12 protein-coding genes and 1 other annotated feature are annotated in these 14,778 nt (G+C 46.8%); of the genes, 9 read left to right on the top strand and 3 right to left on the bottom strand.

Annotated features, from left to right (window positions below; translation table 11 throughout):
- Nucleotides 1-16 precede the first annotated feature (16 nt).
- Both ABEQ74_RS20235 and ABEQ74_RS20230 read left to right on the top strand, forming a co-directional pair.
- Nucleotides 17-232: a zinc ribbon domain-containing protein gene (locus ABEQ74_RS20235; RefSeq protein WP_430124247.1), complete on the top strand. Its 216-nt coding sequence runs from the start codon at nt 17-19 to the stop codon at nt 230-232.
- The gene (locus ABEQ74_RS20230; protein ID WP_430124261.1) at nt 178-615 is read left to right on the top strand and encodes a hypothetical protein; all 438 of its coding nucleotides are present in this window, start codon (nt 178-180) and stop codon (nt 613-615) included. Before ABEQ74_RS20235 ends, ABEQ74_RS20230 begins: the two co-directional genes overlap by 55 nt.
- A 203-nt stretch (nt 616-818) precedes the next feature.
- Here the strand turns inward: ABEQ74_RS20230 and ABEQ74_RS20225 are convergent, their stop codons facing one another.
- Complete coding sequence (locus ABEQ74_RS20225; RefSeq protein ID WP_053488993.1) at nt 819-1,451, bottom strand: GNAT family N-acetyltransferase; 633 nt, start codon at nt 1,449-1,451, stop codon at nt 819-821.
- A gap of 283 nt (nt 1,452-1,734) precedes the next feature.
- Between ABEQ74_RS20225 and acsA the strand changes: the two genes are divergently transcribed.
- Nucleotides 1,735-3,459: an acetate--CoA ligase gene (acsA, locus tag ABEQ74_RS20220; protein ID WP_430123932.1), complete on the top strand. Its 1,725-nt coding sequence runs from the start codon at nt 1,735-1,737 to the stop codon at nt 3,457-3,459.
- 165 nt (nt 3,460-3,624) lie between these two features.
- Here acsA and ABEQ74_RS20215 read toward each other — a convergent pair whose 3' ends face one another.
- The gene (locus ABEQ74_RS20215) at nt 3,625-6,735 is read right to left on the bottom strand and encodes a transglycosylase domain-containing protein (protein WP_430123931.1); all 3,111 of its coding nucleotides are present in this window, start codon (nt 6,733-6,735) and stop codon (nt 3,625-3,627) included.
- A 146-nt stretch (nt 6,736-6,881) separates the two neighbouring features.
- Nucleotides 6,882-7,136: a binding site (T-box leader), on the top strand.
- Between the two features lie 51 nt (nt 7,137-7,187).
- On the opposite strand from ABEQ74_RS20215, the gene tyrS reads away from it, so the two are divergent.
- Nucleotides 7,188-8,441: a tyrosine--tRNA ligase gene (gene tyrS, locus ABEQ74_RS20210; RefSeq protein WP_430123930.1), complete on the top strand. Its 1,254-nt coding sequence runs from the start codon at nt 7,188-7,190 to the stop codon at nt 8,439-8,441.
- A 184-nt stretch (nt 8,442-8,625) separates the two neighbouring features.
- Here tyrS and rpsD read toward each other — a convergent pair whose 3' ends face one another.
- Nucleotides 8,626-9,228 (bottom strand): 30S ribosomal protein S4, encoded by a 603-nt coding sequence (gene rpsD / locus ABEQ74_RS20205; protein ID WP_430123929.1) that lies wholly within the window; start codon nt 9,226-9,228, stop codon nt 8,626-8,628.
- A gap of 526 nt (nt 9,229-9,754) precedes the next feature.
- Here rpsD and ABEQ74_RS20200 point away from each other — a divergent pair.
- The 5 genes from ABEQ74_RS20200 (at nt 9,755) to ABEQ74_RS20180 (ending at nt 14,698) form a co-directional block, all read left to right on the top strand.
- A complete protein-coding gene (locus ABEQ74_RS20200; protein WP_430123928.1) occupies nt 9,755-11,740 on the top strand; it encodes a sensor domain-containing diguanylate cyclase in 1,986 nt (661 codons plus the stop codon).
- Nucleotides 11,741-11,843: 103 nt separating this feature from the next.
- Entirely contained in the window at nt 11,844-12,671 is an 828-nt protein-coding gene (locus ABEQ74_RS20195; protein WP_430123927.1) for a hypothetical protein, read from the top strand.
- 133 nt (nt 12,672-12,804) lie between these two features.
- On the top strand, nt 12,805-13,920 hold the full coding sequence (locus tag ABEQ74_RS20190; RefSeq protein ID WP_430123926.1) for an aminopeptidase: 1,116 nt from the start codon (nt 12,805-12,807) through the stop codon (nt 13,918-13,920).
- Between the two features lie 94 nt (nt 13,921-14,014).
- Complete coding sequence (locus ABEQ74_RS20185; protein WP_053488985.1) at nt 14,015-14,260, top strand: HPr family phosphocarrier protein; 246 nt, start codon at nt 14,015-14,017, stop codon at nt 14,258-14,260.
- 150 nt (nt 14,261-14,410) lie between these two features.
- Complete coding sequence (locus tag ABEQ74_RS20180; protein ID WP_009589686.1) at nt 14,411-14,698, top strand: YlaN family protein; 288 nt, start codon at nt 14,411-14,413, stop codon at nt 14,696-14,698.
- Nucleotides 14,699-14,778: the final 80 nt, after the last annotated feature.

The raw sequence follows: 14,778 nt of genomic DNA, 5'->3' as shown, positions 1-14,778 counted from the left end.
TGAACTTTGTAAAATCATGTACTTCCAAACTAAAAGGGGCTATATTCGTATGAGTTTATTACCGTGTCCAGAGTGTGGAAATCCAGTATCGACTAAGGCGTTTTCCTGCCCTAAGTGTGGGAATCCTCTCGGATCAGGGACTAAGGGAGATTCAGGTAAAAGAGGAGGAATTACGTTTTGGGGCGTAGTTGGGGCAGTTATCGTTGCCATTTTAATTATGGCTTTCGACTAAACCTAACGATAGTTGTATTTGCACTCTTAACGTACCAGTTAAACAACCATGTGTTGAAGGGCACCTTTTCAAGTACATTCATAAGCAACTATTTTAATGACATGTTGGGCGGACTGCTCATTGTGGCTTTTACCAACATGATGGCGTCCACGCAAATGGAGTGGAGACTTTACCTGAAGAGTGTGAGGGCCATTATTGTCTTTTCTGGGTTAGCCGGGGTGTACTGGGAGTATGTAGCTCCTTTATATGTGGAAGAAAGCATTTCCGATCCGTATGATGTGTTGGCGTACATTGCTGGTGGGTTGGCTTACTGGTTAATGATCGGGTGCGTTGCGTATCTCAAGTTAATTCACAAACAGAACATAGGTTGTGAGGGGCAATGAAAAAAAGTGACAACATTGAGAGTCTAGGTGTTAAAAGATAAAATAAGATATGTGGTGTGTTTCTGGTGATATTGTACCTCGGAAGTCATTGGTTGCTCTTGAGCAGGTGGTTCGAGAAAAGCAGTTTGCAGTATGTACCGGAAATCAAACAAACTCCCTTGAGCAAGCTCAGGGGAGTTTGTTTTTATTTATGGGGTATCGACTTAATACATAAACCGTTGTCTGAAACGGATTCGATCGAATTGCTCTTGTGATGAAAGCGGAACGTACCGTCCGATTTTGACCATGAGGCAGTTGGCAGGATGGGAGCAGATTTCAGGATCATCGGTTGCGTACCACTCCATGTCCACTATTTTCATTAAACGCTCCATCATTTTGCGATAATCCCATACATTTAAGCCACTTCCTTTAAGATCCCAATGCCAGTAGTACTCGGTCGTAAAAACAATGTAACGCTCCAGCTGTTCTTCTTCAAATGCGGTTTTGATCATATGTTGCCCGAGTCCAAGGGAACGGTAGTCATTGGCTACTTCAATGGCACCCAGCTCAATCAAATCTTCCATATTGCCCTCAGACCAGCGTTCCTGTTCATCCGGGTAATGAAAAGTGACATATCCTACGATCATATCCCGGTCTCTCGTGATGATGATTCTACCTTCAGGCAGGCCTGCAATTTCCACCAGAGCCTCATGCTGCTCCGCAGGTCGACGAAAAGCATTGAGATCAGGGTGCATGGTGAGTTCAGATAATTGCTCGGGAGGCACAGGTCCTTCGATGATTAGGCGGCGGTCTTCAGGGAACAAAACATGAGACTGGTAAACTTTGCAGTGTTCCATCCGTTACGCTCCTTTCAATTCCATACCCTACTTATAGCAAAAAAATAAAAAAATGAAAAGCAATGACAGGTAAACAATAGCTATGATATAATCTTTTCGACATAAATTATTCACAAATGTAGCGTTAACGATAGGTTCCTTGCGAATTCCAAGGGTTAATGACTCGATGACTGTGACAACGTGAAGACCCACCGCAATGTGTAATGTCTATGTATCATTTTAATCATTTTGTAAGCGCTGTCCACTACGAGGAGATCGATTTGAGAATGAGGAGGATGTAATCATGAATCAAACGCATAGCGAAATACTGCCAAGTGAAGTTTCACATTCCAATATGAAGAGTTACGAGCAAGCACGCTCCGAGTTTTCATGGGACGAAATCGAGAGACATTTTACTTGGTATGAGACGGGTAAAGTGAATATGGCATATGAAGCAATTGACCGTCACGTTGCAGAAGGCCGGGGAGATAAGGTTGCTCTCTTGTATAGTGACACAAGCAGGGACGAGTCTTATACTTATGCGCAATTGAAAGAGAAATCCGACAAGTTCGGAAATGTATTGCGTAAACATGGCGTGGGCAAAGGCGACCGGGTATTTATCTTTATGCCCCGTAGTCCGGAACTCTATGTAGGCCTGCTGGGTATTCTGAAGGTAGGTGCCGTCGTTGGACCGTTGTTCGAAGCTTTCATGGAAACGGCGGTAAAAGACCGCTTGGAGGACAGCGGGGCTGTGGCTCTTATTACAACCCCTGCACTATTGTCACGTGTTAAACGAGACGAGTTACCTGAACTGAAGCATATTTTTGTAGTTGGTGAAGTAGAGGAAGAGGATCCGCAGTTAGTAAACTATTTTGAAGAGCTGGAAGCGGCGTCGAACGAGCTGGAGATCGAATGGCTTGAGCGTGAAGACGGATTGATTATGCACTATACATCAGGCTCTACCGGGAAACCGAAGGGTGTATATCATGTGCAAAATGCGATGATCCAGCAATATTATTCAGCGAAAGTCGTATTGGATTTAAAGGAAGACGATATATACTGGTGTACCGCGGATCCAGGCTGGGTAACCGGCACGGCGTACGGAATATTCGCACCGTGGCTCCATGGAGTTACCAATGTGATCCGGGGCGGTCGTTTCAGCCCGCAGGATTGGTATAATACATTAGCAAAAAACAAAGTTACGGTATGGTACAGCGCTCCGACCGCATTCCGCATGTTAATGGGTGCAGGCTCGGAACTCATCGACCAATATGACTTGAGTCATTTGAGACATGTATTGTCTGTTGGCGAGCCTCTGAATCCTGAAGTCGTTCGCTGGGGACACAAGGCTTACAACCGCCGTATCCATGATACATGGTGGATGACAGAGACCGGGGCACAGCTAATCTGTAACTATCCGAGCATGGCGATCAAGCCGGGATCGATGGGACGTCCGCTGCCGGGCATTACAGCCGCAATCCTGGATGATCAAGGCAAAGAAGTAGCGCCATATACAATGGGGAACCTGGCAATTAAGTCACCTTGGCCAGCTATGATGAGAGCCATTTGGAATAATCAGGAGAAGTATGAAGAATACTTCCGTATTCCAGGATGGTATATCTCCGGTGACTCGGCATATATGGACGAAGAAGGGTACTTCTGGTTCCAGGGCAGAATTGATGATGTTATCAATTCCTCCGGTGAGCGAATCGGGCCGTTCGAAGTGGAGAGCAAGCTGGTTGAACACCCAGCCGTTGCAGAAGCAGGCGTAATCGGCAAACCGGATGTCACCCGGGGTGAGATCATCAAGGCCTTTATCTCCTTACGTGAGGGATTTACACCAACTCAGGAGCTCAAGGATGAAATCTACCGTTTTGTTAAGGAAGGACTCTCTGCTCATGCCGCTCCGCGGGAAATTGAGTTTAAAGATAAGCTTCCGAAGACACGGTCTGGTAAAATCATGCGTCGTGTTCTGAAAGCATGGGAATTGGATCTTCCTACAGGTGATCTGTCCACGATTGAAGATTAATCCGAATTAACAGCAGGGCTGACAATGATTATGGTGATAAGCCATTTTTATTGTCAGCCCTTTTTCGCATGATGAACATATAAACTGTCGGTTTGAGCTCATAATTAAAACCAGCCCCTCCAACAGAGGATCTCTGTAGGGAGGGGCTGGTTTTTTTGCTTCTATTTAATTCTTCTCAAAATATACCGCCTGGGAGGCAGGTGATTCCCCGATCGGGTTTACAGCCGTTATTCTGAAGGTACCGCCTATTGGGTTCCCGGAGGTATAATAGAAATCTGTACTTCTGCTAGAACCTAGGATCTGGTAATTGCCATCACTATTTGGACTGATGTAGATATTGTAGACCATGACTTCCTCCTCGGGAGCATTGCCGCTCCAAGTGGCTTTAAAACCCTCTGGAGTGGCCACTAGAGATGGTTGACCTGGTGCTGTAGGTACTGTTGCAGCTCCTTCATTCCCGACCTCCAAATCAATCTCAGGCTCTTCCTCCGTAAGTTCTTCATCATCCGGAATATCTATGACATCATCAGGAGTCGTTTCCGTGTCACCCGGAACTGGGAGACCAGGTGCGGTTCCGCCTACAATAGCGCTTGGCTCCGAAACTTTTCCGGCAACGTCTACGGCAACGACATAATAAGTGGTAAACATGCTATCCGCACCTAAGCCCGAGAAGACAAGGCTTTCGTCGCTAAGTACGACTTGCCCTTGATGGGTATAAGGACTGCCGTTCACCGATTTGAAAAGTCGGTATCCAACGACATCCGGCGATCCGCTGGCATTAAAGCTAATGGATCCACTGCCCATCGAGTAATGTACGTTCTTTGGCGGTGTTGGCGCTTTGCCGTCATCCGTTCTCGGATCGACTTTGCTCGGCATTCCCTTCTTAGCGTCTTGTGGTAGATATGCTTCTAGTGGTTTTTTATCTCCCTTCATGACTTTCAGGGCATTCTGCAATTCTACAATGAGCTCGTCAAGCGGCTTTTCACGCTTAAATACGACTTGTTCTCTTAGCATATCCAGAGGCGTCGCTTCCTGTGGAATGTAATTTACCCCTCGATAGGTGATATATTTTGCTTTTGCAATACCGTCATCGCTTTCGGTAGGTACGAATTTTACATTGAAAATATCCGTAACGAATTTGTCCGTTAAAGCCGTAGGCAGCTTACCGCTGTATGCTGAAACCGTCTTGGAGGTAATGCCCTCAGGCTTTTCAAACGTCTTTGTAGGGAACAGCTCTGGCTTGACATCTGTTACTTCGTTCATGATTCTTGCCCAAATGCTCTGCGCATGTTTACGTTGGTCGCCAACAAGCGTATTGACTTGCTCTCTGTAACCAACCCATACTCCGAGCGTCACATCAGGCGAATATCCCATGAACCAAACGTCTCCGTAATTCTGGGTAGAACCTGTTTTGCCGACGATCGGAACCTCGTTGAACTTCTTGTACGTATCTCTAACCTTGCTGCCGGTACCGTTTGTTACTACGGTACGAAGCATATCCGTCATCAGATACGCGGTTTGTTCAGAGAAGACTTGCTCAGGCTTCACTTCATGCCTATAGACAATATTGCCTTTGGAATCCACGATTTTATCAATCATATACGCATCGTTAAATTTACCATGATTGCCGATAGCACTGTATGCATTGGTGAGCTCCTCAACGGTAACACCGTGTGCCAGACCACCCAGTACCCCCGTGGCAGCAGAATAGTCCCTGTCTTCTAGGGTGGTGATGCCCAGTTTTTTGGAGAAATCCCAAGCTTGCTCGATGCCGACAGTGTTATTAAACAGCTTAAGCGCCACAGTATTAGTCGAATCGTTAAGTGCCTGTCTTGCCGTCATTAATCCTCTGTACCCGGTGTACGAGTTTTTTGGGATGTGGAATACTTTGCTGTAGTCCTTCAATATGATCGGTGCATCGTCCAAAATGCTGGCAGGCTGAATCGCTCCGGAATCGAGTGCCGGCAAATAGGCTGCAATAGGCTTCATGGCAGAACCAGGCTGCCGGATCATCTGGGTAGCGTGGTTCATTTGCTCGTGATTGAAATCACGGCCTTCGATCATGCCTAATATGGCTCCGGTCTTGTTATCGATCATCATCGCAGCTGTTTGCTCCATCCCTTTTTCCGGGCTGTCAGCGAAGAAATTGCTATCATCCTCTGCGATGGAACGCATGGTCTTGTATAAAGTCCGATCGATGGTGGTGTAGACACGGTATCCACCGGTACTCAATTGAGCACGCGAAGCATCCAGCAGATCAGAGTTTGCTTGCGTGCCTTTTACGTTCTCGCCTGCTTTCTGACTCAGCTCCAACAGGATATTTGATGCTTGGCGTTCAACTTCCATCATGAGATAAGGATAAGTTACATAAGCTTTCTGTGTACGAGGCGCCAGGGATGCCTTGATATCAAATGCCTTGGCCTCTTGATACTCGGCTTCTGTTATTTTCCCTTCTTCCAGCATGCTTGCTAGCACGCGCTGTTGGCGATTTACTGCTCGACCGAATGCTTTCTCGTCAAATTCGCCCTTGCCGTTGAAGGCAGAGTAGGAAGATGGAAGCTGCGGAAGGCCAGCCAAATAGGCAGCCTGTGCCACATTCAGATCATTCAAATTGTTGATGTTAAAAATTCCTCTTGCCGCAGCCTTGATTCCGAACAGTTGATATCCGCTGGAACCATTGCCGTAGGGAACCTTGTTCAAGTAAGCTGTTAATATTTGATCCTTACTCAAAAAACGTTCCATACGCATGGCAAGCAGCATTTCTTTTACTTTACGGTTATCGGTTTTATCGCGACTTAAAAAGGTTAACCTGGCCAACTGTTGCGTCAGTGTGCTGCCCCCGGTCTGAACCGGCTCATTCAACACACGTTCCTTCACAGCCCGAGCGGTACCTTTTAAGTCAACACCCTTATGTGTATAAAATCGGTTGTCTTCAATGGATACAACGGCATCCTTAACAAGCTGTGGTATATCCTTGAACTCCACGGGCCGTCTGTCTTCTTCGGTTCTTAACTGCCCGATTGGTGAGCCATCCGCAAAGTAGGCGAAGCCAGTGATGGCGTTATCGTTCATTGTGTTCTCGATGAGCGCTCTTGAACGTACAGGCTCATTCTCGACAATAGAGGTTACATAGCCGGCTACAGCCCCCCCGGCGAACAAAATTCCCGCCAGACCTATTACAAAGAGCCATCCGATAATGGATCCCAGCACCCGCAGAAAGGACCGTTTACGTGGTTTTTTCTGTTTTTCAGGCTCTTGTTTTTTCTCCTCAACCATGAATGTATACTCCTCCTTTTACCGCACCTATTATAGCATAAATCGAAGGTTTTGAATCACTTAACCCCCTTTAGCGTGTCCTTTTTTAGAAGAAGATTGACTTTTTTGGAAAGCTTATGTTACAAATTAATGCAAAGTTCATATCGAGAAAAGCATGGAAGGACATCAGTAGAAGGTGGAGTATTCGTTTCCAGAGAGTCGGTGGCAGCTGCAAACCGATAACGAACCCCTTTGAATTACCGTCTGGAGCTGACCGGGGGAAAAAGGAGCATTTAATGGGATGCCTGAAGTAGTCCGGTTCCGGGATGACACTCCCGTTATGGAAATGAAGTGAAAATCCGCTTCCATCAGAACGGATTTTAATTAGGGTGGTAACGCGAGCGCTCCTACTCGTCCCTTGGGATGAGTAGGAGCTTTTTTACGTTCATAAATAGAGGGAGGCGTATGAAAACATGGAATGGGATGGTTTATCTAATGTTCAGCAGCAGGAGGTAAAGCGGCAGATGGAAGTGATCTCCCGTGGAGCGGTAGAGATTATTCCTGAGGAAGAGATGAGGCAGAAAGTAATGAGATCGGTCGTAACCGGCGAGCCACTGCGCGTCAAGCTGGGAATGGACCCGTCGGCACCAGATCTTCACCTCGGACATACCGTCGTGCTGCAGAAGCTGCGTCAGTTTCAGGAACTCGGACATGAAGTACAGCTTATCATCGGGGACTTTACGGGCAAGATTGGAGATCCAACAGGCAAATCCGAAACACGTAAACAATTGTCTGATGAAGATGTGAGACGGCATGCAGAAACGTACAAGAAACAAATAGATAAGGTGCTCGACCCGGAGAAAACGAAGGTATATTACAACTCCGAGTGGCTTGCACCGATGACTTTTGCCGAAGTGGTAAGCTTATCGGCAAAGGTTACCGTGGCGCGGATGCTGGAGCGAGATGATTTTACAAAACGTTATCAGGGAGGACTCCCGATCAGCATCCACGAGTTTTTTTACCCGCTGATGCAGGGAATGGATTCTGTGGCGCTTAAAACCGATGTCGAGCTTGGAGGGACGGATCAGAAGTTTAACTTGCTGATGGGGCGTACTCTGCAGAAGGAGTATGGGGTAGAGACGCAGGTTGCGATTACGATGCCGCTGATTGAAGGACTTGATGGCGTGCAGAAGATGAGCAAGAGCTTGGGCAATTACATCGGTATTGATGAAGAACCAAGTGAGATATATGGTAAATCCATGTCCGTTCCGGATGAGCTTATGCTCAAATACTTCCGCTTGGCTACGGATTTGACCAATGAGGAGATTACCAGCTTGGAGGACGGGCTTCGGGATGGAAGCGTTCATCCCAGGGATGCCAAGATGAGCCTCGGGCACAGTCTCGTTCGCATGTATCATGGGAGAGAGGCTGCCGATGCCGCACAGCAGCATTTTGTGACTGTATTCCAGCAGAAGGCACTACCTGAGGACCTCACTGAATACAGGATACTTGAAGGAGAATTGGAGGAAGGTAAGATTTCCCTTGTCAAACTGTTGACGCTGCTCGGATTTGCTGCTTCCAATGGCGAGGCCAGACGGAGTATCCAGCAGGGAGCTGTTAAATGGAATGGACAGAAGTGCAGCGATATCTACGGTGAAATCATTCCTCAGGATGGGGATGTACTCCAAGTGGGCAAACGTAGATTTGCCAGACTAACACTTTCTTAAGATGATAAACGTGGGGCATTACCGATGGGCACAATGAAAATGTCTAGCGAGGCATATTCTAGGTAAAGACAGACTTCACTTAGCTGTTGCCTTTTCTGTGATTCTCTGATACCAGGGAAGAGCCTCTCTCATAAAAAAAACCTGAAGGCCAGGGCCTTCAGGTTTTTCAGGTTCCGAGTTAATCTTAACGGTTGTAGAATTCGACGATTTGCTTCTCATCGATATCTTGGGAAAGTTCGGAACGCTCTGGAAGACGGATATATTTCCCTTCCATAGCTGCTTCATCAAACTCCAGGTAAGCTGGCAGATGAACGCGGTTAGCCAAAGCTTCCTTGATGGAAGAAAGGCTGCGGCTTCTTTCACGAAGACCGATGACATCGCCAGTGCTTACAGCGTAAGAAGCGATATCGACTTTCTTGCCGTTCACAGTCACGTGACCGTGAGATACCAATTGGCGAGCACCCGCACGGGAGTTGCTGAAGCCAAGACGGTAAACCAGGTTGTCCAGACGGCTCTCAAGCAGGATCATGAAGTTTTCACCCGCGATCCCTTTCATGCCTGTAGCTTTGTTAAACAGGGTTTTAAATTGCTTCTCGCCCAAGCCGTACATATGACGAAGCTTCTGCTTTTCTTGAAGCTGCATACCATAGTTACTAACTTTTCTCCGTTGGTTAGGACCATGCTGACCTGGAGGGAAAGGGCGTTTAGCCAATTCTTTACCTGTACCGCTCAGGGAGATTCCCAGACGACGGCTTAATTTAAATTTAGGACCGGTGTAACGTGCCATATTATATAGACTCCTTTTTAATTGAAATTTCATCAGGGCTCTATTTGCGCCGTATTTGTTTGCTCTAACCGTAATCTTCCGGAAGATCTGATAGGAAAGTTCAGCCGCTGTCCTGTCAGTAACAAATAACGTGAGGGTGACACAACCCGCCCAAATTCATCGAATGCATTGCATTCTTACTCAACAATAAATATTATATGAAGTAATGAGATAAAGTCAAGTTCAACCTTTAACTTTATAAATCTTGGTTCATGTCTAATTTTGTCGATAGGACTCAGGACCTAAAAATATTGTAGAGAATGCATAAATTATAATGCAAAGATGGGTAGAAAAGAGTAATATGATAGTATATGAAGTAGTCGTAATTATCTAGTACATAACGTGATGATTGTGGTAGTTGCCATGTCTCCTAATGTTGAACAGTAGGGTTAACACCATTCAAGCGGCAGCAAGCGGTCTCTTACAATATGAACTCAAACTCCCGTAGTAGATAGACCTTTTATAACGGTGCAAAGGAGCGCCCTATATGTCAGAAGAACAACGGAAAGTGTATGAGAGCTCTCCTGCTTCCGCCATCATGCTCAATGATTCCGGGCATTTTCGAGGAAACGGGTCTTGTCTTTTGCATCAGAGCTTGGATATTACACCTCATGATTTCCCTTATCTTCAGCCGCTCTTCTCAGACAGCTACCAGGAGTGGCTACGAGAAAGCGCAGGCACGCAGGCGATGAAGAAAATCAGCTGGGCCCTTCTTTCTCATGAGGGAGCTTGGCTGACAGGAGCGCCTGATTTAATGGAATATTTCGTTGAAAGCGAAGTTCAGATGATATTGCGCACCTTAAAATCCCAGAAAGCTGCCCAAATTGTAGGGAAGGGATCTTTTGAGGGAAGAGTGGTATGTGCTGTTCCGCTGCTCACCCGTGTTCATGGCGATGTATTCGCGATATGGGTCGGTGTTTCATTGGATCCGATGGAGACGGAGCAATCGCTGATGTTGACTGAATCGTATGCGCTATTATTCCGTGCCTGTTTCTATCGCAGACTGGACAAAATATTTGCTGAAGATTTGGACAAGGTTCACTCTCAGGCGGAGTCTGAAGTGCACAGGCGTTCGATCTTGTTCCAGTATGTGAAGCGGATGCATGTACAGAATAATGTGGACTGCGTGCTGGTTGAAGCCATAGACAGCGTCTTGGCTCTGTATCCCAAAGCCAAGGTTGAATTGTTTATGTCACAAGATCATGAGAGCGGTCACCCACTGGTACGTCCTCTGCTGCTTCACCACTGGCAGGAAGAGGTCTATGTTCGCACATTTATGGAAGGTTCATTGACGATTCATGAACATCAAGACCCCGACACGACCGTAGAGATCGGAATCCCCATGGGAGGCAAGCAGGGTGTTTATGGTGTCATCCATGTTGAAGTGGACAAGTCGGAGCTGCCTGAGGTGGATCTGGAGCTGCTGGGGATGATGGCCGATGCGGCGGGCAATGCGTTTGAGAATGCCAAATTGTACGAGCAGTCCAATCTGATGATTCATGAGCTACGGATGATTAACGAATTGACCCAGCGCTTGAACAAAAGCTTGCACTTAGCAGAGATTTTCCAGTTTGCAAACCAGGAGCTGCTGAAGATCCTGAAGGCCGATTATTGCTGCATCTTGATATATAACGAAGAGTTAGGCGGGCTTGAAGTCGTATCGTGCAACGCCGAGGGGCTTACCAAGGAGATTTTTGAGAAGGATTACGGCTTGGGCGGTCTGGTCTACCATTCGAAGGAACCTATGATCTTGTCCGATTATCAGGAGGAGCGTCCTGCAGAATCCAAACTGATGGAGAGCACCCAGTCCAGCTCGATGATTGCTACCCCGTTGACGGTGAATGGGGAAGTACGCGGGGTTGTGCTTTTGACTCATGCGAAGCGGCATTATTTTTCGTATAACAGCTACCGACTGCTGCAAGCGTTGACAAGCCATGTTGGGCTTGCCATTGGCAATGCCTTTTTGCATGCCGAAGTGAGAAGAATGGCGAACCGGGATATGTTGACTGAGTTGTATGCGCGTCATTATCTCGACGAAATGATCCATGAGTGTCAGAAACGGGATTTTTGCGGCTCGCTCATTGTTGTAGATATTGATGAATTCAAACAAGTGAATGATACGTTCGGTCATCAGCGAGGAGACAAAATTCTGAAGCAGGTCAGCAATATCGTAAAAACAACCATTCGTCACAGCGATATTCCTGCACGTTGGGGCGGCGAAGAGCTGGCCGTGTATTTGCCCGGACTTGGGGTTCGGCAGGCCATGCAGGTCGCTGAACGGATTCGCTTAAGAGTAGCTGAGGAAACCGACCCGCGAGTGACGGTTTCCTGCGGAATCTCGGAGTGGAATTGGACGAATGACAAGATCAGCGTAGAGTCGCTTTTTTATCGGGCGGACATGGCCCTCTACGAAGCAAAGCATGGCGGCCGCAATCGAATTATGGTGGAGAAAACGGAAATCAGGTCAGATTGAGATACCCTGCAGCTGCAAGTGGCTGCAGGTTTTTTTCTGTAGTCTGTATAATGTGGAGTACCCCGGATAGCCTAAGAGCAAGAACAATGAGAGGCTGATGGATATGAGAGCGAACAAATGCTATAGCGTCATTGGAGTGGTTCTCTTCGTTTGTTGTTTGGCTGGATGTGGTTGGCAGGATGGGCAGTCAGCTGAGGAAACGTTTAATCGTGCGTTAGCGGGGCTGTCAGGCGTGGACAATTTCTCATTTAAAGGTGAAGCAGCGATACGGGGCGAACAAAACGGTCCATTTTTGCAAAGTCTGGCTTTTGAAGGGAAGCTGCAGCATCATACGGATTTAACGTTATCATCCAAGAATACGTTTGAAAAATTACGTAACAATAAGGTAGCTGCCAAGTCGGATAAGAAGCAGGATGGAGTTACCGTGGAGCTTAAGCGGAAGGAGGGGAAGTGGAGCACGCTCTCTTCGAAACATGCAGAAGAGATGTGGATGACCCGGCTGAATCCGTTGGAATTACTGGAGAATGTGGGCAAATCAGAGAAGACAGTAACCAGGGAAATGGGAGCGGCAAGAGGAACCAAGATGCTTCGAATTGAATTGTCTACCGAAGCGGCAGCGGACATGGCCCGTGAATCGCTGGAGGGGCAGATGAAGGCATTGGCGGAACGAATTGACCGCCCCGGCGATCCCTTATACAGTGAAAATCAGAAGGTCCGCAAACAATTGAAAGCTATGTGGGAGCGGGACTACACGGATATGCAAAAAATGTTGAATCAAGCTGATGCTGCTTCGGTATTTCATATGACGATTAACAAAAAAAGCCATCTTCCAACGAAAGTGAGCATGGAGCGTACATTATCTTTCGTGGATGGACAAGGGCAGGCGCGTACAGAAACTTTGCTGTCTGATGTCACGTTTACAGGCTATTGAAGAGGCACTCCTGAAAAGATATACCAGGGAAAACGCTGACGAACAGCCCTTGGCGTGCTACAATAAGGAATAAATTTACCGCTGTTCAATTTATTCCAGTAAGAGAGAACAGTCATCATAAGGAGGATAATACATGCGTGACCCCAGAATTCAAAAATTGGCTCAAAATCTCGTAAACTATTCGGTAGATATGCAGCCAGGCGAAAATGTCCTTGTCGAAATGATCGGCACCGAGCGCGATCTGCTGAATGCCATCATAGAGGAAGTCGCAAAAGGGGGCGGCCGTCCGTTCGTGCAATTAACGGATCGCACAGTTCAACGAGCTATGCTCATGAATGCAAACAAGGAGCAGCTTGAATTATGGGCTGAGCTTGATCTTGAGCGCATGAAGCAAATGGATTGCTACATCGGGATCCGCGCCGGCGAGAACGTCAACGACATGGCTGACGTGCCTGAGGAAAACATGAAGATGTTCAATGCGCTATACTCGCATCCTGTACATAGTGAAGAGCGTGTTAAACGTACGAAGTGGGTCGTTCTCCGCTATCCGAACGCAAGCATGGCGCAGCTTGCCAACACAAGTACGGAGGCATTTGAAGATTTCTACTTCGATGTATGCAATCTGGATTACTCCAAAATGGACCGCGCCCAAGACCCTCTGGCTGAGTTGATGAGAAACACCGACAAGGTTCGCATCACTGGACCAGGCACGGATCTCAGCTTCTCGATCAAAAACATCGGTGCGGAGAAATGCTCCGGCCAGAAGAATATTCCTGATGGCGAAGTTTATACAGCGCCTGTTCGCGACTCGGTTAACGGGACCATTGCATACAATACGCCGACTCTCTATAATGGCGTAACTTTCGAAAATATTAAATTCCGCTTTGAAAATGGCAAAATTGTCGAAGCCACTGGCAGCGACACCAACCGGCTGAACGAGATTTTGGATTCGGATGAAGGCGCGAGATACATTGGTGAGTTCGCGATTGGCTTTAACCCTTATATTTTGACCCCGATGAAAGATATCCTGTTTGATGAGAAAATTGCCGGCAGCCTGCATTTTACTCCAGGTCAAGCATATGATGTAACAGACAACGGCAACCGTTCTTCCATCCATTGGGATCTGGTTCTGATTCAGCGCCCCGAATACGGTGGTGGTGAAATCTACTTTGATGATCGTCTGATCCGTAAAGATGGTATTTTTGTTGTACCTGAACTGGAAGCTTTAAATCCGGAAAATCTTAAATAGATTGGAAAAAATGTTGCATAAGAAAACGGATTCAATGTATCATGAAGGTGCAGTGATGTGTATTACTAGTTCCTAAAGTTACGGAGGGATTCGTATGTCGAATAACAATCAAGCTATCGTAGAAATTTCGCAAACCGCTAGCCAGTTCTCATCCTCTATCGTTTTGCAAGCTGAGAACAAGTACATTGATGTTAAAAGCATCTTGGGCCTGTTCACAACGCTTGTCAGCAACCAAAGCTATGAATTGCATGTTCATGGACCCGATGCGGATGAAGCCAAAAAAGCGATGATCGACGTATTCACCAAGCACGGCTTGAATGTAACCGTCGTGGCTGAATAACTGTTGCCAAAAACACCCCTCCATTGAATGGAAGGGTGTTTTTTCGTAGAGTGGGAGTCTATTTTGTCCAGGTCCTTGTATTGAGAAACATTTTCGACTAATATTAAAGGTAGTAACTGTGCTGTGATTTTTGACATAGGGGGGAAGATCATGACTTCATCTGATTTACAGGAACAGCTGAATTTAAAAGCGATCAGTCTTCTTCATGAAGATGCAGATAAAATCTTGAAGCTTATTGAAGTGCAGATGGAGAATCTGGCGACCCGTTATTGCCCTCTCTATGAGGAAGTACTGGACACCCAAATGTACGGTTTCTCCAAAGAGGTTGATTTCGCGGTGCGTGCCGGGCTCCTTCCGGAAAGTACGGGAAAGCAGCTAATCAGCAAGCTCGAACGCAATCTGGCGGTCCTGTACGAAGCCATGAATCAATCCAAATAGCCTGTACTTGTACAGGCGCATACATAGAGAAAACGCATGTCGCTTTTTAAGCGTCATGCGTTTTTTTCTTGCTGGGATGT

This window comes from Paenibacillus solani (assembly GCF_050475945.1).
GTDB classification, from domain to species: Bacteria; Bacillota; Bacilli; order Paenibacillales; family Paenibacillaceae; genus Paenibacillus_AQ; species Paenibacillus_AQ solani_A.
This window is presented reverse-complemented; position numbering and strand designations above follow the sequence as displayed.